The sequence below is a fragment of the Bacillus sp. VA13 genome (assembly GCF_055710085.1).
This window is the reverse complement of the sequence record NZ_JBVQPP010000001.1, coordinates 470,114-494,761: the sequence shown is the minus strand read 5'-3', so window position 1 is coordinate 494,761 and position 24,648 is coordinate 470,114. Positions and strand designations below refer to the sequence as shown.

The 24,648-nt window shown below is 43.0% G+C and carries 20 protein-coding genes, 1 pseudogene and 1 riboswitch; of the genes and pseudogenes, 12 read left to right on the top strand and 9 right to left on the bottom strand.

What is annotated here, in order from left to right:
- The first annotated feature begins 141 nt into the window (after positions 1-141).
- A complete protein-coding gene (locus AC0C66_RS02040) occupies positions 142-1,827 on the top strand; it encodes a methyl-accepting chemotaxis protein (RefSeq protein WP_088679191.1) in 1,686 nt (561 codons plus the stop codon).
- 151 nt (positions 1,828-1,978) lie between these two features.
- Here AC0C66_RS02040 and AC0C66_RS02035 read toward each other — a convergent pair whose 3' ends face one another.
- Together AC0C66_RS02035 and AC0C66_RS02030 are read right to left on the bottom strand one after the other, a co-directional pair.
- Positions 1,979-2,272 carry a YozQ family protein gene (locus AC0C66_RS02035; protein ID WP_088679190.1) on the bottom strand — a complete coding sequence of 98 codons (294 nt, stop codon included), beginning with the start codon at positions 2,270-2,272 and terminating at the stop codon, positions 1,979-1,981.
- A gap of 56 nt (positions 2,273-2,328) precedes the next feature.
- Positions 2,329-2,451: a hypothetical protein gene (locus tag AC0C66_RS02030; protein WP_061186352.1), complete on the bottom strand. Its 123-nt coding sequence runs from the start codon at positions 2,449-2,451 to the stop codon at positions 2,329-2,331.
- Between the two features lie 294 nt (positions 2,452-2,745).
- On the opposite strand from AC0C66_RS02030, the gene AC0C66_RS02025 reads away from it, so the two are divergent.
- Together AC0C66_RS02025 and AC0C66_RS02020 are read left to right on the top strand one after the other, a co-directional pair.
- Positions 2,746-3,159: a UPF0715 family protein gene (locus AC0C66_RS02025; protein WP_461845581.1), complete on the top strand. Its 414-nt coding sequence runs from the start codon at positions 2,746-2,748 to the stop codon at positions 3,157-3,159.
- A 123-nt stretch (positions 3,160-3,282) separates the two neighbouring features.
- Positions 3,283-3,411, top strand: coding sequence for a hypothetical protein (locus tag AC0C66_RS02020; RefSeq protein WP_461845580.1), 129 nt, complete (start codon positions 3,283-3,285; stop codon positions 3,409-3,411).
- A 176-nt stretch (positions 3,412-3,587) separates the two neighbouring features.
- Here the strand turns inward: AC0C66_RS02020 and AC0C66_RS02015 are convergent, their stop codons facing one another.
- Both AC0C66_RS02015 and AC0C66_RS02010 read right to left on the bottom strand, forming a co-directional pair.
- The gene (locus AC0C66_RS02015; protein WP_014113998.1) at positions 3,588-3,881 is read right to left on the bottom strand and encodes a hypothetical protein; all 294 of its coding nucleotides are present in this window, start codon (positions 3,879-3,881) and stop codon (positions 3,588-3,590) included.
- Between the two features lie 106 nt (positions 3,882-3,987).
- Positions 3,988-6,030: a molybdopterin oxidoreductase family protein gene (locus AC0C66_RS02010; protein ID WP_461845579.1), complete on the bottom strand. Its 2,043-nt coding sequence runs from the start codon at positions 6,028-6,030 to the stop codon at positions 3,988-3,990.
- Positions 6,031-6,177: 147 nt separating this feature from the next.
- A riboswitch (SAM riboswitch) is annotated at positions 6,178-6,269 on the top strand.
- A gap of 93 nt (positions 6,270-6,362) precedes the next feature.
- Between AC0C66_RS02010 and AC0C66_RS02005 the strand changes: the two genes are divergently transcribed.
- The 3 genes from AC0C66_RS02005 to AC0C66_RS01995 all read left to right on the top strand — a co-directional run bounded on the left by AC0C66_RS02005 (position 6,363) and on the right by AC0C66_RS01995 (position 10,208).
- Positions 6,363-7,388 (top strand): 2-hydroxyacid dehydrogenase, encoded by a 1,026-nt coding sequence (locus tag AC0C66_RS02005; protein ID WP_072183204.1) that lies wholly within the window; start codon positions 6,363-6,365, stop codon positions 7,386-7,388.
- Positions 7,389-7,405: 17 nt separating this feature from the next.
- Positions 7,406-8,869, top strand: coding sequence for an FGGY-family carbohydrate kinase (locus tag AC0C66_RS02000; protein WP_072183205.1), 1,464 nt, complete (start codon positions 7,406-7,408; stop codon positions 8,867-8,869).
- A gap of 94 nt (positions 8,870-8,963) precedes the next feature.
- Positions 8,964-10,208, top strand: coding sequence for an RbtT/DalT/CsbX family MFS transporter (locus AC0C66_RS01995; protein WP_461845578.1), 1,245 nt, complete (start codon positions 8,964-8,966; stop codon positions 10,206-10,208).
- Positions 10,209-10,773: 565 nt separating this feature from the next.
- Here AC0C66_RS01995 and AC0C66_RS01990 read toward each other — a convergent pair.
- From AC0C66_RS01990 to AC0C66_RS01980, 3 genes and pseudogenes are all read right to left on the bottom strand, one after another.
- A complete protein-coding gene (locus AC0C66_RS01990; RefSeq protein ID WP_072183207.1) occupies positions 10,774-11,307 on the bottom strand; it encodes a GNAT family N-acetyltransferase in 534 nt (177 codons plus the stop codon).
- A 43-nt stretch (positions 11,308-11,350) separates the two neighbouring features.
- A pseudogene (locus tag AC0C66_RS01985) lies at positions 11,351-12,123 on the bottom strand (hypothetical protein).
- Between the two features lie 69 nt (positions 12,124-12,192).
- A complete protein-coding gene (locus AC0C66_RS01980; RefSeq protein ID WP_014113988.1) occupies positions 12,193-12,498 on the bottom strand; it encodes a DUF948 domain-containing protein in 306 nt (101 codons plus the stop codon).
- A gap of 150 nt (positions 12,499-12,648) precedes the next feature.
- On the opposite strand from AC0C66_RS01980, the gene AC0C66_RS01975 reads away from it, so the two are divergent.
- Positions 12,649-13,365, top strand: a complete 717-nt coding sequence (locus tag AC0C66_RS01975) for a 3-ketoacyl-ACP reductase (RefSeq protein WP_014113987.1) — start codon at positions 12,649-12,651, stop codon at positions 13,363-13,365.
- A gap of 31 nt (positions 13,366-13,396) precedes the next feature.
- Here the strand turns inward: AC0C66_RS01975 and AC0C66_RS01970 are convergent, their stop codons facing one another.
- On the bottom strand, positions 13,397-14,614 hold the full coding sequence (locus AC0C66_RS01970; protein WP_472973479.1) for a cytochrome P450: 1,218 nt from the start codon (positions 14,612-14,614) through the stop codon (positions 13,397-13,399).
- 303 nt (positions 14,615-14,917) lie between these two features.
- Between AC0C66_RS01970 and rtp the strand changes: the two genes are divergently transcribed.
- From rtp to proB, 3 genes are all read left to right on the top strand, one after another.
- The gene (gene rtp, locus AC0C66_RS01965; RefSeq protein WP_003220337.1) at positions 14,918-15,286 is read left to right on the top strand and encodes a replication termination protein; all 369 of its coding nucleotides are present in this window, start codon (positions 14,918-14,920) and stop codon (positions 15,284-15,286) included.
- Positions 15,287-15,432: 146 nt separating this feature from the next.
- A complete protein-coding gene (gene proC, locus AC0C66_RS01960; RefSeq protein WP_079288164.1) occupies positions 15,433-16,326 on the top strand; it encodes a pyrroline-5-carboxylate reductase in 894 nt (297 codons plus the stop codon).
- The gene (gene proB, locus AC0C66_RS01955; RefSeq protein ID WP_014113983.1) at positions 16,323-17,438 is read left to right on the top strand and encodes a glutamate 5-kinase; all 1,116 of its coding nucleotides are present in this window, start codon (positions 16,323-16,325) and stop codon (positions 17,436-17,438) included. The genes proC and proB overlap by 4 nt, the downstream gene beginning before the upstream one ends.
- A gap of 52 nt (positions 17,439-17,490) precedes the next feature.
- Here the strand turns inward: proB and gltC are convergent, their stop codons facing one another.
- Complete coding sequence (gene gltC / locus AC0C66_RS01950) at positions 17,491-18,393, bottom strand: glutamate biosynthesis transcriptional regulator GltC (protein ID WP_014113982.1); 903 nt, start codon at positions 18,391-18,393, stop codon at positions 17,491-17,493.
- Positions 18,394-18,538: 145 nt separating this feature from the next.
- Here gltC and gltB point away from each other — a divergent pair, with 145 nt between their 5' ends.
- Positions 18,539-23,101: a glutamate synthase large subunit gene (gene gltB / locus AC0C66_RS01945; protein ID WP_014113981.1), complete on the top strand. Its 4,563-nt coding sequence runs from the start codon at positions 18,539-18,541 to the stop codon at positions 23,099-23,101.
- Between the two features lie 16 nt (positions 23,102-23,117).
- On the top strand, positions 23,118-24,599 hold the full coding sequence (gene gltD, locus AC0C66_RS01940) for a glutamate synthase small subunit (RefSeq protein ID WP_014113980.1): 1,482 nt from the start codon (positions 23,118-23,120) through the stop codon (positions 24,597-24,599).
- Positions 24,600-24,648: the final 49 nt, after the last annotated feature.

The following is a 24,648-nucleotide window of genomic DNA, read 5'->3' as shown; positions in this document are numbered from 1 at the left end:
TTGTCCAGAGATGTAAACAATTTGCTTATGTACTGGATAAGACATCACTATAAAACTTGATAAAACATGTCGATATTATTGACATGGGAGTAAGCGAATAGCTATTTCGATCATACATAGTGCAGAAAGGGAAAACGACACATGAAAGTGAAAACAAAATTGCTGGGGATTGTATCAATATTAGTTCTTTCAATGATTGGAATTGGAGGTTCCTCCGTTTTTATGATTTCTTCTACTGTGAAAAAGAATGAAGAACTTAAAGACAAAATGGAATTCCAAAAAGAAATGAAATACATCCAATATCGATTGGCCGGTTTATCAAATGATGAAAGAGGTTTTCTGATTACCGGAGACAAAGAATATGAAGAGGGAATGAAGGAAAAAGCAGACGATGCCTTAATGAGCCTGGATCGAGTCAATGACTTGATTGATGAAGAGAAATATCAATCAAATATTGAAGACATTAAAACAAGTATTATTCAGTATAGAGCTTTAAATCAGCAAGTATTAAAAGCCTATTCTTCAGACCCTAAAAAAGCAGAAACCATTCATTTTGGAGAAGAAAGAACGTTAAGAAAAGAAGTTGTAGATCCAGCTGTCAATAAGCTGTCTGATCGCCTGGATCAAGAGGTGGAGGATCTAAAAGGTGAAATACACAGCAATGGGGAAATGAGTCAATGGTTCATCATCATTGTCACAGTGGTATCAATAATGGTAGGCATTGTTTTAAGCTTATTGTTGTTAAAGTCCATTATGGTGCCATTAAGAAGTATGAATAGGCAGCTGGAGGAAATTGCTCATGGCGAGGCGGATTTAACCAAAAAAGTCATTGTGAAAAATAAGGACGAATTTGGGCAGCTTGCTCAATCTTTCAATTCTTTTACCCATTCATTAACTCAAATTGTGAAGCAGATCAGCAGCTCATCTGAACAAGTCGCTGCATCTTCCGAGGAATTATCGGCAAGCGCGGAAGAATCGAAATCAACTTCTGAACATATTTCCGGAGCAATGCAGATGGTTGCCGACAGCAATGTGAAGCAAAGCTCAATGACAGAAAAGAGCGCGGAATCCATTACTGAATTATTAGACAGTATATCATCTGTTGCTTCAAATACAGGTAACATAGCGGATCTTTCTTCGTCGATGAGAGACAAGGCTGAAATAGGATCTCAATCCGTCAACAAAATGTTAGATCAGATGAAGTTCATTGATAAATCTGTCGATTCAGCCGGCAGTGGCTTGCAGGCATTGGTAGCGAGCACAGCAGAAATCAGCGATATTTCTTCGCTAATCACAAATATTTCAGAGCAGACAAATTTGCTGGCACTGAATGCAGCGATCGAGGCGGCCAGAGCCGGAGAACAAGGAAAAGGATTTGCTGTGGTGGCAGAAGAAGTTCGGAAATTGGCCGATGAAACGAATAAATCAGCCCATCACATCCAATCGGTGGTCACAACCATCCAAAATGAATCAATTGAAACGGTGAATAACATTAAGGTTGTTCAAGAAAATGTGAGCTCAGGTATTGTTCTTTCTCAAGAGACAACAGGGAATTTCAATGAAATACTGAATTTGGTGGAACAGGTCACTTCTCAAATACAAGAAGTGGCAGCGGCAACACAGCAGCTTACATCAGGCGTTGAAGTAATTCAGCATACAGTTCATACATTAGCCGCTGGTACAAAAGAAACGTCAGCAAATACAGAAGCGGTTGCAAAATCATCACAGGAACAGCTTCATTCAATGGAGGAAATCTCTTATGCTGCAGAATCTCTATCCAAGTTGGCGGAAGAACTTCAAACGGTCATTCATCGTTTTAAATATTAATTAGGTTACATGACGTTAAAACCCCACCTTATTCGGTGGGGTTTTAAGCTTCCTCAATATCAGAAGCTGGTATGATGTTAGCATTGACAGGTATTTTCACTATGAAAACGGAACTAACTTACTTCTTTAAAGTTAGCTCCGTATTAAATGACTAGTCCAAATTTTGATCAATAGTCCCTTCAAAATAGTCATCATTGACTTGTTCATGAGTTTCAGCCAATCCTTTTTCCAATTGCGTGGTTCCTTTATAATCTGAGGGATCGAAATATTTTCCAGCCACATCTATGGTGTCATTTATGTTTTCTTTATTATGAGTTTGCGTTTCAGCGTTTGCATTTTCTGTCTTACCACTTTCATTTAAAGTCTGCTGGAAATCATATTCCTTGTCAATTGAAGAAAATCTTTTGTAGTCATCCGGTCTGTCTGCTCCATTTTTTTGAGTCACTTTACTCACTCCAAATTATTAAAATTTAACTGTGTCATATGGGATTAAGGCGAAACTTATTTCGTTCTTTTAGAATCAGAACCATGTTTTTTAGGATCATCTACTTTAAAAGCTGTTTCAGTCTCATGGTCATTTCTTATTTGCTCAATACTTGAATTTTGAATTCCTTTTTTACTCATTGGTGTCACCCCTTTACGAAAAGTGTTGAATATCAACTCTTCTTATTCTGTCTGTTAGGCAGGTATTCATTCGCTTTTTTTCGTTGACTCTTTCCCATTTAAGCCAGAGAGGCTTTACCTTCGGTCGTTTTTGAAACCTTTTATTAGCACACTTCGTATATGAAGAAGCTGTCTAAAGCTGGGAAACACTGTACAAAACGTTTGAAAAAGAAGCAGAGATTAGGACAGGTTAGGGAAGGAATCTGCATGTAAACGTAACAGCCACCATTAAAAAGTCAATTAGGAGGTGAAAAAATGAACAAAATGGTATCATATCAGCTTATGACGTTAGGACTATCCAGCCTTTCTTTTGGTTTGCTTTTCGGATTTTATTCTCTCGTCACCTATCACATGCTGATGATCGCTTTATTCACAGGAGCACTTGCTTTATTATATGGTTTTATGATGTTTGGGCTTTTTGCTTTTCCGCTGCAAATGATCTTGCAGAAAACAGCAAGAACATTCAGTTTAATGTATCTATCGTTTTACATTGTACTCGCTTTCATTTCTGTATTCCTGTTTTATGCTATCAATGAGCCTGCTTCAATATCATGGATATTCCAATCAAATATTTATTATATGTTAAGTATGGCATCAGCAGTGATTTACTGGTTTTGGGATTCTCTAATCCTTTATAAACGTGTGCAGCTTACCGGGAATATAAAGTAAATCAGGTTCGCGTTTTAGAAAAAAGGGGAGGCACTGTACGAGAAATGACATGGATATCGAAATAAAGTTTAAAAAATTTTAGATGAGTGGCATTCTACGAATCATAAAGGGGAGACATTGAAGATGAATATGGCGAAAGACGGAGATACCATAAAAAGTTGTATTTGTGTATCAAAAAAAGAGCAGATTGAAGAAGTGACGCTTAACTCAGCGCAATTGTCTTTTATTAAACTCAAAACAGGTATGGATTGAAACATTCAGCCAGAACCTCAAAATTGAAAACACCGTTTGGTCTTACGGCAATCAGAATGTATCTTTACAAGTTTACTTAAAATAGAATCGATGTTTGAACTGAGAGGATGATCAGCTGACTATACATCTGAACTGAGAAGAGCGTGACAATGAATCTCGCTCTCCTCAGATTTGCTTTATTCACCCTGATGTTTCTCAATTAATGTGAATGTCCATTCTTTTAACATATGTTTCTGTACATATTTTTTTCCGTTTATTTCAATGTATGGAATGTCTGTCATGTCTCCGGCTAACTGTTTAGCCTCAGTTGTCGTTATTCCTAAAAAATGTCCGATGTAAAAGTGAATATCTCGTTCTTTTATAAGAAAGGTATCACTTTTTTCATATGCTTTTGGATGGTTCATTTGCTTTAAGCCTTCACCGATAAAATATCCAGCTAAAGCAACACCGATTCCTAAAAAAACGTCCATATGCATGCCTCCATTATGTCGATGTTATGTTATACGGGCTTGGCATACTCCGGGTTTCATTATCAACCAAAAAAACTGCCAGAATGTGCTTTGGACATTTTTTTGTTCATGCTTTTTCAATCTGTACACGTCCTGAAAAAAAGGTGGCGCCGCCGCCCATATCGGACAAGCGGTCTGGGGTAAGCGCGTTTACAAGCTGTTTTTTTCCTGTTTCATCCGCCCATAATCCTTGGCTGACTACGACCCCGGGCAGCACTTGTTCTCCGACTGCAGCGGCCAGCTCGCATTCTCCCCGACCGTTCCAAATTCGTACAGGATCCCCATCAATGATTCCATGTTCTTCAGCATCTTTTGTGTTGATAAAGAGCTTTGGCGTCCTTTCAAGCTTGATGTGCTTCGCATTGTTGGAAAACGTTGAGTTTAAGAAATTATGGTTTGGCCCCGGAACATACATAAACGGATATTCGTCATCGCATGTAAGAGGCGTATGTGTCGGTAAAGCCGGGAAACCGGCTTGTTTCATTTTCTCTGAGTATAATTCTATTTTTCCGCTTGGAGTCGGAAGTTCGCCTGGAAACAGCGGCTTTTCGCGTTTCGCTTTCATAAATGAATGCTTAGTAAGTGAATCGTAATCAATCTCCGCCAAATATGGGTTATCTGGATGGTCAAGCGCCTGGCGGATTAATTCTTCATCTGAATCTTTGAGCTCCTGGTCTGTGAACCCCATTGCTTCAGCCAGTAATCGGAACACCTCGGTGTTAGACTTGCTTTCTCCATATTTCTCAATCACTGGCTGCTGAAGCTGAATGTAATGGTGCCAGTAGGAGGTATAAAAATCAGTATTTTCAAAAGCGGATGTTGCAGGCAGTACAATGTCCGCATATGCAGCCGTTTCCGTTAAAAATAAATCATGAACCACAGTAAACAAGTCTTCCCGCAGCAAGCCCTGTCTGACTTTATTCGCTTCTGGAGCGACAACGGCTGGATTCGTCCCGTAAATAAAAAGAGAACGAATCGGCGGATCTGTTTCCAAAAGCACTTTGCCCAGCTGATTCATATTAAATGATCTCGGTGTGCGCCCCTTCAGTAAGTCAGGCCGCTGCAAGGCATTTGTGTTATATTCTAAAATTCCGCTGTTATGCTTAATTGCGCCGCCCCCTGTGTGCAGCCATTGGCCAGTAACCGCCGGAAGACAGGCAATCGTCCGTACAATCATCCCGCCGTTATCGTGGTGTTGAAGTCCGTTTCCGATTCTAATAAAAGCAGGGGAGGTTTCGCCGTACATTCTTGCCAGCTGATACATATCTTCGGTGCTGACACCGGTGATCAGTGATACCTTTTCCGGATCATACTGTTTCACGTGTTCACGGAGCTCTTCATAGCCGACTGTGTATTCAGACAGAAATGCTTCATCATGAAGGTTTTCTTTAAATAAGATGTGCATGATGCCAAGAGCAAGTGCGCTGTCGGTTCCGGGTTTTATGGGAATAAACCAATCTGCAAGACGTCCTGTCTGGTTTTTATGAACATCAATCACGACAATTTTGGCACCTTGTTTTCGTGCTTTTTGGGCGATAGTAATTTGGTGCATATTTGTACTGACCGCGTTGATTCCCCAAAAAATAAATAGTTTCGTATGAATGGTTTTCTCAGGATCAATTCCCGCACTTATACCCATTGTATATTTATAGCCCTCTGATCCTGCTTTGCTGCAAATCGTCCTTTCGAGCTGGCTCGAACCCATGCGGTAAAAGAAGCGGCGGTCCATACCTTCAGCTGTTAATTTCCCCATATTTCCGTAAAAGCTGTACGGAAGTATGCTTTCAGCTCCCTCTTCATCAATCAGCTGTTTCCAGCGGGAGGTAATGGTATCGATTGCCTCTTCCCAAGAAATCGGTTCGAATATCGCTTGGCCTTTCGCACCTGTCCGTTTAAGCGGTGTAGTCAGCCGCTTTTCATCATAGATGCGCTCCGTCATGTTTCGGACTTTGTTGCATATGTTTCCGGCTGTGACAGGATGATCAGGATCACCTTGGACTTTCACAATTTTTCCGTCTTTTTTATGTATTAACAATCCGCACTGATCCGGGCAGTCAAGCGAGCAAACGGATTTAAAAATGCCGTTTTGTTGTGTGGCAAAAGATTTCATGGCCCAGTTCCTCTCTCTAGTTAGATATTTTGTAAGAATTATAACATTTCGGATGATAACGTCAATTCTGAAAAAAGAGATTGACATCAATCTGAGACTTCTTTATGATAAACGTATTCTTCATTCTGAAAATTACATACTCAACATTTTCTATCCAGAGAGGTGGAGGGACTGGCCCTATGAAACCTCGGCAACATTATTGTGCCAATTCCAGCAAGCGTCAGCTTGAAAGATAGGAAAGCAAGGTTTATACCAGCGTCTGTCTGTAAACAGGGCACGCTTATACATGAATCTCTTTCCATCTTCGGAAAGAGATTTTTTTATGAAAAAATATGATGAAAAGGATGTTTTGCACCATGACGGTTTTGGTTACGGCACCGTACAACGAAGAAGGACGAAAAGAGCTTGAAAAATTGTTCGGCTCAGTTACTTATCATCCCTGGAAGGAACAAGGCCGGGCATACGGGGAAGATGAACTCATTCAGCTGCTAAAAGCAACAAATGCGACAGGCTTGATTACTGAGCTTGATCAAGTAACAGACAGCGTATTTGCATCTGTTCCAGAACTTTCATTTGTGGGCGTGTGCAGAGGAATGCCATCCAATGTGGATGTGGCCGCAGCATCAAAAAGAGGTATACCCGTTTTCTATACACCCGGGCGGAATGCACAAGCGGTTGCTGAAATGTTTATCGGTAATGTGATTTCCTTTCTCCGCCATACCAGCTCCTCTAATCAATGGCTGAAGGATGGAAAATGGGACAGCGATTACTTGCAGGCTTATGTCAAATTTAAAGGGAACGAATTAACGGGAAAAACGGTCGGCATGGTTGGGTTCGGCGCGGTTGGTCAAAGGATTGCAAAACTGCTGACAGCGTTTGACTGTAAAGTAAAGTATTACGATCCATACGTACAAGACGATCATCCGCTGTATGAAAAAGTATCTCTCAAAACGGTGTTTTCAGACAGTGATATCGTTTCTGTCCATCTGCCTCGTACTGAGAAAACACTGAGACTTATTGATCGGAAGTATTTTGATCTGATGAAAGAGAGTGCGATTTTCGTCAATACTTCAAGAGCAGTTGTGGTAAACCGTGAAGATCTTTTATCTGTATTAAAAGAACAAAAAATCAGAGGAGCGATTTTAGACGTTTTTTATCATGAACCTCCAGAGGAATCAGATTACGAATACATTTCATTGCCTAATGTTCTGGCAACACCGCATCTCGCTGGAGCAACCTTTGAAGTAGAAGATCATCACGTGACGATCCTGAACGAAGCCCTCAAAAAGTGGAAGGTTGAAAAAACTCTTAATATTCCGACACTGTATAACAAAGATGAGCTGAAAACAGAGGTTTAAGAGAGGAGGTTACAGGAATGAAAAAACAAAAAGGCTATCTCGTTTTTGATATCGGCACAGGGAATGCGAGAGTAGCGGTCGTAAGTGTATCGGGCAGCGTTCAAACGGTTGAAAGGGAGGACATCGTGTATGCTACCGAGACGCTTTACCCGGACAGCCGTTATTTTTCTCCTCAGGTGCTGTGGAAGCAAGTGATGAAACTGGCAAAACGTGCGCTTTCTCGTTCAGGTGATATTGACATTATTGGTTTGACATCGACAAGTCAAAGACAGGGGATTGTTCTGATCGATCAAAATGGCGACTCTTTTCTCGGGCTGCCGAACATTGATAATCGCGGCCGTGAGTGGGAGGAGAGTATACCCAATCAGGAAGAAATATACATCCGCACAGGCCGCCTCCCGACTGCACTTTTTTCTGCGCTCAAGCTTTATGGTTTAAAACAGCGTCAGCCCTTTTTATGGGAAAAGACTGCTAGTTTTACAAGCATCAGTGATTGGGTGACATATCAGCTGAGCGGAATTTTGACATATGAACCATCGCAGGCAACTGAAACCCTGTTGTTTGACGTGAAGCAAAACACTTGGTCAGAAGAGATGTGCGGCATATTCGGCTTTTCACCATCCATCCTTCCGCCTCTTGTAAGAGCGGGAACAGCGATTGGAACGATAACAAATGAATATGCAACCGAATTAGGCCTTTCTATAACTGCTAAGGTTATAGCAGGGGGCGGTGATACACAACTGGCTGTGAAAAGCACTAGCGCTGCGCTTGAGGACATTGTCATCGTATCAGGGACAACAACGCCAATAACCAAAATTACTGCTGATCATGGCGACACAAAACATAAAGCATGGCTGAACTGCCATACAGATCAAGGACATTGGCTTGTGGAAACGAATCCGGGAATTACCGGCCTGAATTATCAAAAATTAAAACAGATATTTTATCCAAATGAATCGTACGAAGTGATGGAGGAAGAGATTTCTGCCCTTGCTAAAGAAGACAATGCGTGTGTGGCGGCTCTCGGTTCTTACTTATCGGCAGAAAAGAATGCGTTAACGAGAGGCGGATTTCTTTTTGATGCCCCGCTTTCCTCAAATTTAAAGAGAGCACATTTTGTACGTGCGGCGCTGCAAGAGATCGCATTTTCGATCAAATGGAACTTTGACATTTTAACAAAGGTTACTCCGTTTGAACGTGACTTTGTTTGGGTGTGCGGAGGAGGATTCCAAAGCAAAGCACTCACTCAATATATCGCGGACCTTCTTCAGAAAAAAATCTATGTTCAAGAGGGATATCATCAGGCATCTGTCGTTGGCGCTGCAGTCATTTGCAATGAAACCTTTCAATTGACGGAAGAGATGTCAGCAAATATCCGGGTGATCGAACCGCAGGACTGTCGGGTCGAACTGGCTTTATATGAGGAATGGAAGCAAACACAGCGTTTTTTTTCAGAGTCAGAAAGCAAAGTGTTGATATAAGGCGGTATGTGCTGCTGTTTTAAGGAATGAACTAATTTTCGGCTTTAACAAGGTAATACGGTAATTGATATCAGCATCTAAGGAGGAGACAGATATGTTAGATAAAATTGGAATACCGAAGCGGCTTGCCTGGGGGTTTTTAGGGGTTGTTTTGTTTATGATGGGAGACGGGCTTGAACAAGGTTGGCTCAGCCCGTTTCTGATTGAAAACGGACTTACGGTTCAGCAATCCGCTTCAATTTTTAGCATTTACGGGATTGCGCTTGCCATAGCTTCCTGGTTTTCAGGTGTATGTCTCGAAGCATTTGGCGCAAAACGGACGATGTTTATGGGGCTGTTGTTTTATGTGATCGGTACAGCTGCCTTTATCGTGTTTGGATTTGAACAGCTTAACCTTCCTGTGATGTATGTGACTTACTTCGTAAAAGGGTTAGGCTACCCGCTTTTTGCTTATTCTTTCTTGACATGGGTCATTTACAGAACACCCCAAAACAAACTGAGCACTGCTGTCGGCTGGTTTTGGATTGCATATTGTCTCGGCATGTTTGTGTTTGGTGCTTGGTACTCAAGCTATGCGATCAAAGCGTTCGGCTATTTGAATACGCTTTGGAGCTCTATATTCTGGGTATGTCTCGGTGCCATCTTCGCATTGTTTATCAATAAAGACCGTTTTGAAAAGAAGAAACGAAAAAGATCGGAAACAGCCGAGGAACTTTTAAAAGGAGTTACCATTCTTTTTACGAATCCTCGGGTGCTTACAGGCGGAATCATCAGAATCATCAACAGCATTGGTACATATGGTTTCCCAGTCTTTTTACCGATGCACATGGCTCAGCACGGGATTTCAACCAATGTGTGGCTGCAGGTTTGGGGAACGATTTTTCTGGGGAACATTGTGTTTAACCTTATCTTTGGAATTGTCGGCGATAAATTCGGCTGGAAAAATACCGTTATTTGGTTTGGTGGAGTCGGCTGCGGTATTTTCACCATCCTATTATATTATGCACCTGTTTTCTCCGGCGGAAGTGTAGCGGTTGTCAGCGTGATCGGCTTTATTTGGGGAGGTTTGTTGGCAGGCTATGTACCGATCGGTGCGATTGTGCCGACGGTGGCCGGAAAACACAAAGGAGCGGCCATGTCTGTGTTGAATTTGGCTGCAGGTTTATCAGCGTTTGTCGGTCCTGCGCTCGCTTGGCTGTTCATCGGTCTCGTCGGTGCGCAAGGCGTCGTCTGGATCTTTGCGGTCCTTTATCTTGCGAGTGCAGTCATGACGAAATGCATTCATATACCTGAGGAAAAAGCAGTACAGGAGGAAACGTCTCCTCAATATGCATCTTAATCAGAAAGCGCCCTGTCTTAGGGCGCTTTTTATCATTTGTTCAGTAATGTAAGGATTTCTATGCTTGCAACAGCATTCGCTATCTTCATGGCTTCTTTGATGGAGCGAAACATCAGTTTGATGACGAGCGGTATCAGTGTGATCACGTGTGTATTGTCAGGCTGTTTTATTTCTTTTGCTCCACATCATCCATTATTGAATGCCCTTTGTGCGATACTGCCGCAAAAAGCGTATATGACTTTCATTCACGGGGTAGAAATGGGCCATTCAATGTGGGAATACAAAACTCAGGTTGTCTATATTTTGATGTGGTCGGCTGTGTTTTGTTTCCTTGGGGGTTTTATCACAAGAAGAAGGACCAATAAAGGGATTTATGAATAGAGGAAAAAGACATGAGATGCATAGACCACTATGCATCTTTTTTATTTTTGTAAGTTATATGAGCATAAGAGGTGAAAATCTTGAAGGAAGTGATCAAGAATCAAGATGTCATAGCTGGTACAGGTCCTGAATCGGACATTTAAAGGGAAGGGATGTACATACAGATCGAGAGAATGCCATCCGTTCATTCTCTTGATTTTAAAATAGAATACACATTTGTATCATAAGGGACTCCATTTTGATACATGTACTGTCTTAAGACCCCTTCTTTTTGGAATCCCATTTTTACGAGCAGGCGATTTGATGCTTCATTTTCGGTAAATACAACTGCGCCAATACGCGTCAGTCCAAGGGCAGAAAATCCGTAGGATAAAACCTTTGAAATGGCTTCTAATGCAAATCCGTTTCGCCAATGCGCCGGGATGATTTCATAACCGATCTCTGCACGCCTATGATTTTGAGCCAAAGCATGAAATCCGATTGTTCCGATTAGTTCTTTGGTGTCTCTTCTTTCAATTCCCCACCGTATCCCGCGTTTTTCTTGATAAAGGCCGGCAAACGATTGAACCATTGACATGGCCTCTTCTATAGATCCCATGTTTTCAATTCCGTAATGGCGTGTCACCTCATGGTTTGAAAAACAAGCAAAAATGGCTTCTGCATCTTGATCTTTGATTTGTCTAAGTGTAAGCCGATCCGTTTCTAATACAGGAAACATTCCACCACTCCCCAAGTTTGTGTTTTCGTTTATCATATCCCTTTTATTTCCTCTTTTCTATAGTGAATTCAAACCTGAGGAAGCAAAGGAACGAATTTGTCTTTCTAGTTGCTCTTTGTTTTTACTTAATTGTTTCAAACGATGGCCGTTCGCGCCTGATGGGTGGGGAAATCCGCGTAGGTAAAAAAAATTCCGGAAGCTGTGCTGACTGAGCAGTGTTTCACAGACTGCTTCGGCTGCTTTTCCTAGCGGAATGAGAAGAGCCGGTCCCGTCACTTTATTGAGCTCCGCAGGGAAGTGCTCAAAAGCATAGGTGCTTAGGATAGGTGAGCGAGTGATAGCCGGCCTGTAACCTGTATAGTTTTTTTGCTGAATAAAGACAGGATATTTGATAACGGAAGTTGTATGAAGCAAATGCCGTAAGTCTCCAAAAAGCTGTGCGGCGCTTTGAATGCCGAACGCCTGCGGCAGCCCGCAAAAATCCAGCATCGTGATAAGGTTATGCCTCATCGAACCGGAGAGACCCGCTGCTTTTTTCGTGTCTACTGCCATTTGCTCAAGAGACCGGCCTTGCCGCAGGCTTTCGGCGGCTGTTTTGTACGCTGTTTTCATCTGGGAAAAACCTGGCGTGATTCCGGCAATCACAATAGAGGCAGCCCGGTTGATATATTCATTATGAGGTGAATAGTAGATGCAAAGTTCGTTTTCTTGATGGAGACGAAATGGAGAAGCAAGTAAATCAGACTTTGTAAGCGACGAAGGAAGAGAATACAGTTTCTCTCTGAACTCCTCTAAGCAGCTTGGGTTTACAATCATGCGCAAGCCTCCTCAAAAAATGATATCCCATTGTCCATTCTGATCGTAACAATGGGATATCATTCATTTTTATCTGCTATTTAAATGGCCTGCCTGCCACACCTCTTTGACTGCTTGAGGAACTTCTTTTACCTCAGCAGCTGTCTGCTGAAATGCGTTTTTTTTCATTTGGACATCCTGCTGAATCTTCTTTTGTTTCTGTGTCAGCAGCTGCGCTTCTGTTTTTAATCCTTCGACTTGTTTTTGCATAGCCTGCGTAACAGAGGTGAGCTCCTTTAGTGCGGGATCTATTTTTTTCTTGTTTTGAATCACATTAGCCCCTAAATAAATGATAGAAATAGCCAATACTGCGAGACTGATATAAACAATAACCATATGTTCACTCCTTTTCTTATGTCATTACCCTGTTTGCGTTTTTTTAATCAGAAGAAATGATGTTTTTACAGTTCGTTTGATTTGCGTATTGGATTTATTGTACTTATAATGTGATATCGTACATATGTAAACAAAGAAAGGGTGCTTCAATTGCAAAGTTTACAAAATAAAACCGCTCTTATCACAGGCGGAGGCAGAGGAATAGGCCGCGCTACAGCTCTTGCGCTTGCAAAAGAAGGCGTGAATATCGGGTTAATCGGCCGGACTGCCGCAAATGTTGAAAAAGTGGCTGAAGAAGTCAAAGCGCTTGGTGTAAAAGCAGCATTTGCCGCTGCAGATGTAAAAGATGCCGAAGAGGTTAACCAAGCTGTAGCTCAAGTGAAAGAACAGCTCGGTGATATCGATATCCTCATTAACAACGCTGGCATCAGCAAATTTGGCGGATTCTTAGATCTGTCAGCTGACGAGTGGGAAAATATTATACAAGTCAACCTAATGGGTGTGTATCATGTCACTCGCGCGGTGCTTCCGGAAATGATCGAACGCAAAGCCGGAGACATCATTAATATTTCGTCTACAGCGGGCCAAAGAGGAGCTGCTGCAACTAGTGCTTACAGCGCTTCTAAGTTTGCGGTTCTCGGGTTAACAGAGTCTCTTATGCAAGAAGTGAGAAAGCATAATATCAGAGTCAGCGCGTTAACGCCGAGCACTGTTGCTAGTGATATGTCTATTGAATTGAACTTAACTGACGGTAATCCTGAAAAGGTTATGCAGCCAGAGGATCTTGCTGAATATATGGTGGCACAATTGAAATTAGATCCGCGAATTTTCATCAAAACAGCGGGATTATGGTCAACAAATCCGTAAAAATGAAAAGCCTGTCTTGCGACAGGCTTTTTTATTTGAATGTAATCCGCACTGGTAAACGTTTAACGCCAAACACAAAGGGACTAGGGATCGCTTCAAGCTTTTCATCATGATCAGCTTTTTCGATACAGGCTGACATTGATAAAAGGGAGGAAAGAGCGATGTTCGCTTCAAGCCTGGCCAATGGAGCGCCAAGGCAAAAGTGAATCCCGAATCCAAAGCTGAGGTGAGGATAGGAAGGGCGGTCAATCTTAAAACAATCAGGTTCACAAAATTTGTCTTCATCGCGGTTGGCTGACGCGATCCAGCTGATAACGGAAGATCCCTTTTTGATGAACACTCCGCCAAGCTCTGTGTCTTCCGCCGCGACACGCCCGATGGCCTGCACAGGCGGATAGTAGCGAAGCGTTTCTTCTATTACATTGGCAACATTGTCTGTATTTTGTCTTACCTGCTGTTGGACCACTGAGTCTTCTGTCAGATAGCGAACTGCATTTGCAATCAAATTTGTAGTCGTTTCGTTCCCTGCGACGAGAAGAAGAATACAAAAACCGATCAGCTGTTCTTCTGTTAAATGTTCTCCGTCGATTTCCGCCTGTAAAAGCATTGTCATTAAATCTTCTTTTGGTTCAGCTCTTCGTTTTGACAGGATGTCCCTGAAATAGTCACTTAAAAAAGCGTGGCCGCCACGCCGATTATGGAGCATGTCAGCAACAGCTTTGTCGGAGCTATCCTTTGCTCCAGCTACAAGTACGTCGGAGTATGTTTTAATCAAGTGGCGGTCTTCAATCGGAGCGCCCAGCATTTCAGCTATGATGATAACAGGGAGGGGACCTGCAAAATCTTCAATGATATCGATTGTACTCTTTTGCCGTGCTTCTTGTAAGAGAAATGCTGTCACGTCTTTTATGCGGGTTTCGAGTTGTTTTACTGCTTTTGGGGTAAACGCTCTGTTGACGAGAGCCCGTAATTTGGTGTGTTTCGGAGGGTCCATTGTTAATATACTTTCAGTCTGTATGCCGCGTTTTGATGAAAAGAACTTGGGATTTTTCAGGACGAATTGAACATCATCGTATTTGAAAACATCCCAGCAATCCCGCTGTTGGTCATAACGGACAGGGGACTCACGCCGGAGCTTATCATAAATTGGGAAAGGAAAAAGCCGGTCTTTTTCGGAGTGCAATTCTTCCATCGGAATAAGGTTGGCGTAACGTTCTTCCTTTGAAGGGTGTGCAGTTTGATTTGTCATTCTATCATCTCCTTTCTCCATACGTTACCAAACCCTGTTTTTCAATTCAATGGACACAAAATAAAGAAAATGTAAATCGGACAATCGTTTCACATTGAAGATAACGGTAAAGATCGGCTATAATAAAACTAAATGAACTGTGTACCAAATGTTCAATTCCTATTTTATATTCCGCTGCAATAATAAACAGCAAATATGAGGATTACTGGATTAACAGTCCTTAATATAAAGAAGGAAACCAATAGTATAAAATTGAATATTTAGTACATAGTGTTCTCAGTGACAGAAGAAGGGGTGCATATGATGAAAGAGGAAAAAAGAAGTTCAACTGGCTTTTTAGTTAAACAGCGCGCATTTTTAAAACTTTATATGATAACGATGACAGAGCAAGAAAGACTTTACGGACTAAAGCTGCTTGAGGTGCTTCGGTCTGAATTTAAAGAGATTGGATTTAAACCAAATCACACAGAAGTATACCGGTCTTTGCATGAGCTTCTTGATGACGGGATATTAAAGCAAATCAAAGTAAAAAAAGAAGGGGCTAAGCTCCAGGAAGTCGTACTCTATCAATTTAAAGATTACGAGGCTGCCAAACTATATAAAAAACAGCTGAAGGTTGAGCTGGACCGCTGTAAAAAACTGATTGAAAAAGCGCTCTCAGATAATTTTTAATAGAAACAAACACCCGCGCAGCAGTGTGCATCGGGTGTTTTCTGCTTTACATTATACATATTTGTCGAAAAGAAACAATACAAATCAATGATGACCTTCACACTTGACATCATTTCCTCACGTGGTAACATTTTAAACGTGTGAAAATGCGAACAAAAAAGCGAACAAAGGAGATGTTACCGATCTTTGATCAAAAAAAAGTAGCCTTTATAGGAGCAGGATCTATGGCGGAAGGAATGATATCAGGTATCGTTCGTGCCAACAAAATCCCGAAACAAAACATCTGCGTTACAAACCGCAGCAATACAGAGCGATTAGCTGAACTTGAACTTCAATATGGAATCAAAGGCGCCTCACCGAACCAAATGTGTATTGAAGACATGGATGTGCTCATCTTGGCAATGAAGCCAAAAGACGCCGAAAGCGCTCTGTCATCACTAAAAACACGTATTCAACCCCATCAATTAATCTTGTCGGTCCTTGCCGGCATAACCACCTCTTTTATTGAACAATCATTGCTTAATCAACAGCCGGTTGTCAGGGTGATGCCCAACACCTCCAGTATGATCGGTGCTTCTGCAACAGCCATTGCGCTTGGCAAGTATGTGTCAGAAGACCTGCAAAAGCTGGCTGAAGCATTGCTCGGATGCATGGGTGAAGTCTATACCATCCAAGAAAATCAAATGGACATATTCACCGGAATTGCCGGCAGCGGCCCCGCGTATTTTTATTATTTAATGGAATTCATTGAAAAGACAGGCGAGGAAGCGGGCCTCGATAAACAGTTATCTCGAAGCATCGGCGCACAGACGCTTTTAGGTGCCGCAAAAATGCTCATGGAAACAGGAGAACAGCCTGAGGTCTTAAGAGACAATATCACGTCACCGAACGGAACGACTGCTGCCGGACTGCAAGCCTTGAAAAAAAGCGGCGGCGGAGAAGCGATTTCTCAAGCGATTAAGCATGCGGCTAAGCGTTCAAAGGAAATCAGCGACGATATCGAAAAAACAGCGGCACCGCTATCAGGAGTGATAAAGTGACGCCTGATACAAACATGAAAAGAGTCGTTGTGAAGATTGGAAGCAGTTCATTAACAAGCCTTCATGGAGAAATCAGCATTCGAAAATTAGAAGCGTTGGTCGACCAAGTCGTCAAACTCAAAGACGCCGGCTATGAAGTGATTTTGGTTTCCTCGGGCGCAGTGGCGGCGGGATATCGGAAGCTCGGATTTATCCGAAGACCCGAAAAGCTTCCGGAAAAACAAGCATCAGCCTCAATCGGCCAGGGCCTGCTGATGGAAGCTTATTCAAAGCTGTTTTTGGCACACGGCTATGTTGCATCCCAAATTTTAATTACGAGAAGCGATTTTTCTGATGAATATCGGTATAACAATGTCCGGAATACAATGAATGTACTCCTCGAACGCGGCATCATCCCGATTATCAACGAAAATGATACAGTTACCGTCAATCGGCTCAAGTTTGGCGACAATGATACGCTCGCCGCAAAAGTCGCCGGATTAATTGATGCAGATATGCTTGTGATTTTATCAGATATCGACGGATTATATGACGGCAATCCGCGTACAAATCCAGAAGCGAAAAGGATGGAGCGGGTAAGTGAAATAACGCCTGACATCGAAGCGTGTGCAGGTGACACTGGTAGCGGCGTCGGCACTGGCGGTATGCGCTCTAAGCTTGATGCGTTTAAAATCGTAATGGCATCCGGAATTAAAGGATTTCTTGGTCAGGCAGATGCAGGTGATATTTTATATCAAGCCGTTCATGAAGTAGCGGAAGGCACCTATTTTGAAGCAGAGGGAACGCTTCCATTGAATCAAAAGGAGCAGTGGATCGCTTTTAATTCTGGCCCGGAAGGTGAAATGATTTTATCAGATGATTATTCCCGAAAAATAACAAACGGCCAATCGAGTTTATATCTGGACGGTGTACAGGAGATTAAAGGAAAATTCAAAAGCGGATCAGTTGTTCGGCTGATGGATTCACAAGGGGCAGAAATCGGGCTCGGAATCGTCAATTATTCTTCTGTACAGCTTCAAGAACCGGAAAAGAAGGAAGAATTGATAAACAAAGCTGTGATTGATCAGGAAGCATTTGTTTGCCATGTAGATTTATCTTTGCCTGTAAATTAATTTGCAGTAAAAAAACCCGAAGCTTCTTTTATAGAAGCTCGGGTTCGTTTTTTTATTGATACTGCTCCAGCTTAGAGAAGAATTGAATGACAAACTCATAAAAGTCATTCGCAGACGGAGCAAGCTCTCTGTTTTTTGGTTTAATGATCCCGACAGTCCGTTTTACTTGAGGGAACTCAATTGGAATTTTCACAGTAAAACGAGGTGTCGTTTCAGCAAAAGTGCTTTCAGGCAGAAGGGTAACGCCCATTCCTGCGGACACTAATCCTTTGATCGCATCCAAATCCTCACCCTCCGTAGAAACGAGAGGAGCAAAGCCGGCTTGTTTGCAAGTATCGATTGCCATCTTCCTGAGTACAAATCCTTCCGGGAACAATACAAATTGGTCGTTGCGCAAATCAATTAAATGAACCGTTTTTTGTTTGGCAAGCGGATGATTTAATGGAACAAGCGCGTAAATTTTTTCTGTGAATAAAATTTTCCCTGCTATGTCAGGGAAATTCGTCGGCACCGGCCCTAATAAAGCCAAATCAATATCGCGGTTTCTGACAGCTTCAATCAGAAACTTATAGGAGCCTTGGCGCAGCAAAAATTCGACGTGCGGATATTCTTCTTTAAATGCTGAAATGACAGTCGGCAAAAGCTGGCTGGCAAGGCTTGTAGGAAAGCCGATCTTTACCGTTCCGCGATGCGGGTCGAGATACTCATCAATTTGTTCTTTCGCATAATCGATGGCTTTCATCGCCGTTTTCACATGAATTAAAAATTCTTTTCCGATCGGCGTGAGTTTGATATTTCTCCCTTCACGTTCAAATAAAGTCACATTTAATTCTTCTTCAAGATTTGCAATTTGTCTGCTGATTGCTGATTGGGCCACATGCAAATGATCAGCGGCTTCTGAAACGTGTTCTCTTTCAGCCACCTCCATAAAATAACGCAGTTGGCGCAGCTCCATGTTTTTCTCACATCCATCTATCTCATTTTGAGATTCTTTTGATCTAAATTATATATTGTTTATATCGTTTTGAAAACCTACAATGATTATAGAGTGTTAGATTTTATGACCGGTATTATCGGAAATTGATCGGGGGAGAGGAATTATGACGTACAATCAAATGCCAAAAGCTCAAGGTCTCTACCGTCCTGAATTTGAACATGATGCATGCGGAATCGGCCTATATGCGCACTTAAAGGGCAAGCAGACTCACGACATCGTCAAACAAGGGCTTAAGATGCTTTGCCAGCTAGACCACAGAGGAGGCCAAGGCAGTGATCCGGATACAGGAGACGGAGCCGGCTTACTGGTTCAAATCCCTGATGCTTTCTTTAGGAAAAAGTGCAAAGACATCAATCTGCCGGAAAAAGGGCGTTACGGGGTAGGAATGGTCTTTTTCTCACAGAAGGAAGATGAAAGAAAAAAAATCGAAAAGCAAATCAATGCACTGATTGAACAAGAAGGCCAAGTCGTTCTTGGTTGGAGAACTGTACCTGTAAATGTCGGAAAAATCGGAACAGTAGCGCAAAAAAGCTGTCCGTTTGTCCGTCAAGTATTTATTGGCGCAAGTTCTGATCTGAAGGACAATTTGTCTTTTGAACGAAAATTGTATGTCATTCGTAAACAGGCTGAAAACTGGGGAGTAACGGAAGGTTTTGATTTTTATTTTGCCAGTCTTTCAAGCCAGACCATCGTTTACAAAGGCCTTTTGACACCTGAACAAGTTGATGCGTTTTATTCTGATCTGCAGGATGAAGCGTTCGTTTCTGCTTTTGCGCTTGTCCATTCACGCTTCAGCACCAACACATTCCCTACATGGGAAAGAGCGCATCCTAACCGCTATTTGGTTCACAACGGTGAAATCAACACCCTTCGCGGAAACATCAACTGGATGAGAGCGCGTGAACAGCAATTTGTATCTGAAAGCTTCGGTGAGGATTTAAACAAGATTCTGCCGATTTTAAATGCTGACGGCAGTGACTCTTCCATTTTGGATAACGCATTTGAATTTTTCGTGATGGCTGGACGCAAACCGGCACATACAGCAATGATGCTCATTCCTGAACCTTGGACAGAAAATACGCATATGTCTAAGGAAAAAAGAGCGTTTTACGAGTACCATAGTTCCCTGATGGAGCCTTGGGACGGACCGACAGCCATTTCATTTACTGACGGAAAACAAATCGGTGCGATCCTTGACCGGAATGGTCTCCGTCCAGCCCGTTATTATGTAACAAAAGATGATTATATTATTTTCTCATCTGAAGTAGGCGTTATTGAAGTTGAACAGGAGAACGTTTTATATAAAAACCGTCTCGAACCTGGAAAAATGCTTTTAATAGACCTAGAAGAAGGCCGGATTATCTCGGATGAAGAAGTCAAAACACAAATTGCAACGGAGTACCCGTACCAAAAGTGGCTTGAAGAAGAGCTTGTGCAAGTGAATCCTGATCCGGAATCAAGAGAGGAAGAACAGTTTACAGATCTTCTTACTCGCCAGAAGGCATTCGGATACACATATGAAGATATCCAAAAATATTTAATTCCTGTCATTAAAGAAGGCAAAGATCCTCTCGGTTCAATGGGGAATGACGCGCCGCTTGCTGTTCTGTCAGACCATGCGCAATCACTGTTTAACTACTTTAAGCAGCTGTTTGCACAAGTAACGAACCCGCCAATCGACGCGATTCGTGAGCAGCTTGTGACATCAACGATGACGTGGCTCGGTGCAGAAGGCGATCTTCTTCACCCGAGTGAGCGAAACGTTCGCCGGATTAAACTGTATACACCTGTTTTATCAAACGAACAATTTTACGCATTAAAAACGATTGTTCATCCTGATTTAAAAAGCCAAAAAATCGATGTGCTGTTTTCAGAGGATCTTGAACGCGGATTAAAGGACATGTTCACACAGGCAGAGAAAGCCATCAGCCAAGGCGTAAGCCTGTTAATTTTATCAGATAAAAAGATGAATGAACGCCTGACACCAATTCCGCCGCTTCTGGCAGTCAGCGCGCTGCATCAGCATTTAATCCGCAAAGGGCTGCGTACGAAAGTCAGCATTATTGTGGAATCAGGAGAAGCGCGTGAAGTGCATCACTTTGCAGCATTAATCGGTTACGGCGCAGATGCGATTAATCCTTATCTCGCTTATGCGACCTACAAGCAGGAAATTGATGAAGGACGTTTGGATATCAGCTATGAAGAAGCGGTCAGCAAATATGGAAAAAGCATTACTGAAGGTGTCGTAAAAGTCATGTCCAAGATGGGGATTTCAACTGTACAAAGTTACAGAGGCGCCCAAATCTTTGAAGCGGTAGGAATCAGCCGTGATGTAATTGACCGCTATTTCACAGGTACTGCATCACAGCTCGGCGGCATCGACATAAAAACAATTGCGGAAGAGGCGCAGCGCCGCCACCGGGAAGCGTATCAGGATGATTTCAGCAAAACGCTTGAATCAGGAAGTGACTTCCAATGGAGAAACGGCGGAGAGCATCATGCGTTTAACCCGAAAACGATTCATACCTTGCAATGGGCGTGCCGCAGGAATGATTACAATCTGTTTAAACAATATACAAAAGCGGCAGATGAAGAGCGAATCGGATTTTTACGGAACTTGTTCGGATTTGACGGAAACCGCAAGCCGCTGAAATTAGAAGAAGTCGAATCCGCTGAATCGATTGTCAAACGCTTTAAAACAGGTGCGATGTCATTTGGATCCTTGAGTAAGGAAGCGCACGAAGCTTTAGCAATCGCAATGAACCGTCTTGGCGGAAAAAGCAACAGCGGTGAGGGCGGAGAAGATCCAAAACGCTTTGTTCCAGATGAAAACGGCGATGACAGAAGAAGTGCAATCAAACAAATTGCATCCGGACGTTTCGGTGTCAAAAGCCATTACCTCGTCAATGCAGATGAGCTGCAGATTAAAATGGCGCAAGGCGCTAAGCCGGGTGAGGGCGGGCAGCTGCCTGGCAATAAAGTATATCCTTGGGTTGCCAATGTCCGTGGATCAACGCCTGGTGTCGGATTAATCTCACCACCGCCGCACCATGACATTTATTCGATTGAGGATTTGGCCCAGCTGATCCACGATTTGAAAAATGCCAACCGTGACGCAAGAATCAGCGTGAAGCTGGTGTCAAAAGCAGGCGTAGGTACAATTGCTGCAGGTGTTGCCAAAGCGACTGCCGATGTCATTGTAATCAGCGGTTACGACGGAGGTACAGGTGCCTCTCCGAAAACCAGTATTAAACATACAGGGCTTCCGTGGGAGCTTGGCCTTGCAGAAGCACATCAAACATTAATGCTGAACGGACTCCGTGACCGTGTTGTATTAGAAACAGACGGAAAGCTCATGACGGGCCGGGACGTTGTGATGGCTGCCTTGCTCGGAGCTGAAGAATTCGGTTTCGCAACGGCTCCGTTAGTTGTACTCGGTTGTGTCATGATGCGTGCCTGCCATTTGGATACATGTCCTGTCGGGGTAGCGACACAAAATCCAGAGCTTCGCAAAAAGTTCATGGGAGATCCTGATCATATTGTGAACTATATGTTGTTCATTGCTGAAGAAGTTCGTGAGTACATGGCTGCGTTAGGCTTCAAGACATTTGATGAAATGATCGGCCGCACTGACGTACTTCATGTGAGTGAACGCGCGAAGGCGCACTGGAAGGCAAGCCAGCTTGATTTGTCTACACTTCTTTATCAGCCTGAAGGCGTACGAACATTCCAATCGCCGCAAAATCATAAAATTGATCAATCACTTGATATCACAGCGATTCTCCCGGCCGTACAAGAAGCCATCGAGTCTGGAAAAGAAGCGGATGTTTCTATCGCAATTAACAATACAAACCGTGTAGCCGGAACGATAACAGGCAGTGAAATTTCAAAACGCTACGGAGAAGAAGGGCTTCCTGAAGATACGATCAAGCTGCAGTTTACCGGATCAGCCGGACAAAGCTTTGGAGCCTTCGTTCCTAAAGGGATGACGCTTTATTTGGACGGAGACTCAAATGATTATGTCGGAAAAGGGCTTTCTGGCGGAAAAATCATCGTTAAGTCACCGGAAGGATTTAATTCTGCGTCAGATGACAATGTCATTATCGGTAACGTGGCGTTCTACGGCGCGACAAGCGGAGAAGCATACATTAACGGACGTGCGGGTGAACGCTTTGCCGTTCGGAACAGCGGTGTGAACGTGGTGGTAGAAGGTATCGGTGATCACGGCTGTGAATACATGACTGGCGGCAGTGTTGTCGTACTCGGTGATGTAGGCAAAAACTTCGCTGCAGGTATGTCCGGCGGAATCGCTTATGTTCTCGCCGAAGATGTAAAAGCGTTTAAACGCAAATGCAATCTTGAAATGATTTTATTTGAATCATTAGAGGATGAGGAAGAAATCGAACAAATTAAAGCAATGCTTGAAAAACATGCTGGGTATACAAACAGCCAAAAAGCGGCAGACCTGCTTGATCAGTGGGAAAACAGCGTGAAAAAATTTGTCAAAGTCATTCCGAAAAACTATAAACAAATGCTGGCGAGCATCGAAGAGCAAAAAGCTGCAGGTTTATCAGATGAAGAAGCCGTCATGTTCGCATTTGAAGCCAACACGAAGCCAAAGCAGAATACAGCAACATCGGGACAAAAACAAGCGGTAGTGCAGTAAGGAAGGGGAGAGGAACATGGGGAAACCAACTGGATTTATGGAGATCAAACGAGAAAAACCTGCTGAGCGGGACCCTCTCACTCGTTTAAAGGATTGGAAAGAATATTCTGCTCCTTTTTCAGAAGAAGCATCGAAACGGCAGGGGGCGCGGTGTATGGATTGCGGTACGCCGTTTTGCCAGATCGGTGCGGACATTAACGGATTTACATCCGGCTGTCCAATTTACAACTTAATTCCTGAATGGAATGATCTTGTCTACCGGGGCAGATGGAAAGAAGCATTGGAACGCCTTCTAAAAACAAACAACTTTCCTGAATTCACTGGGCGGGTATGTCCCGCTCCTTGTGAAGGTTCATGTACATTAGCGATTTCAGACCCGGCCGTATCAATTAAAAACATTGAGCGGACCATTATCGACAAAGGATTTGAGAACGGCTGGATTCAGCCTAGAATTCCCAAAAAACGAACAGGCAAAAAAGTGGCTATCGTCGGGTCGGGCCCAGCCGGACTGGCGAGTGCAGACCAGCTGAATCAAGCAGGACATTCCGTCACTGTTTTTGAGCGCTCAGACAGAGCCGGCGGCCTTTTAACATACGGCATTCCGAACATGAAGCTTGAGAAGGGGATTGTAGAACGCCGGGTTAAATTGCTGACACAAGAAGGAATTGATTTTGTCACGAACACAGAAATCGGCGTTGACATTACAGCTGATGAGCTGAAGGAGCAATTTGACGCTGTGATTCTGTGCACAGGCGCTCAAAAACAGCGGGATCTATTAATTGAAGGACGCGACTCAAAAGGAGTTCATTATGCGATGGACTACCTGACACTCGCAACAAAAAGCTATTTAGATTCTAACTTTAAAGACAAGCAATTCATTGATGCCAAAGGGAAAGATGTCATCGTAATCGGAGGAGGAGACACAGGAGCTGACTGTGTCGCTACTGCTCTCCGACAAAAAGCCAAGAGCGTGCATCAATTCGGCAAACACCCGAAACTTCCGCCAGCCCGCACGAATGACAATATGTGGCCTGAACAGCCGCACATCTTTACGCTTGAATATGCGTATGAAGAAGCGGAAGCAAAATTCGGAAGAGATCCGAGGGAATACTCCATTCAAACGAAAAAATTGGTTGCGGATAAACATGGCAAGCTGAAAGAGCTTCATACTATTCAAATGGAGAAAGTGAAAAATGAGCACGGAAAATACGAGTTCCGCGAGCTTCCTGGAACGGAAAAAGTATGGCCTGCTCAGCTTGTCTTCATCGCTATTGGCTTTGAAGGCACAGAACAGCCGCTGTTGAAACAGTTCGGTGTTGATTCTGTAAATAACAAAATCAGCGCAACATATGGGGATTATCAAACAAATATCGATGGCGTATTCGCCGCAGGGGATGCAAGAAGAGGCCAAAGCTTAATCGTATGGGCGATTAATGAAGGCCGTGAAGTGGCGCGTGAAGTGGATCGATACTTGATGGGGAGTTCAGTTCTTCCTTAAATAAAGGGGATTATGATATAAAGGAAACCGGTCTGATTGCCAGCCGGTT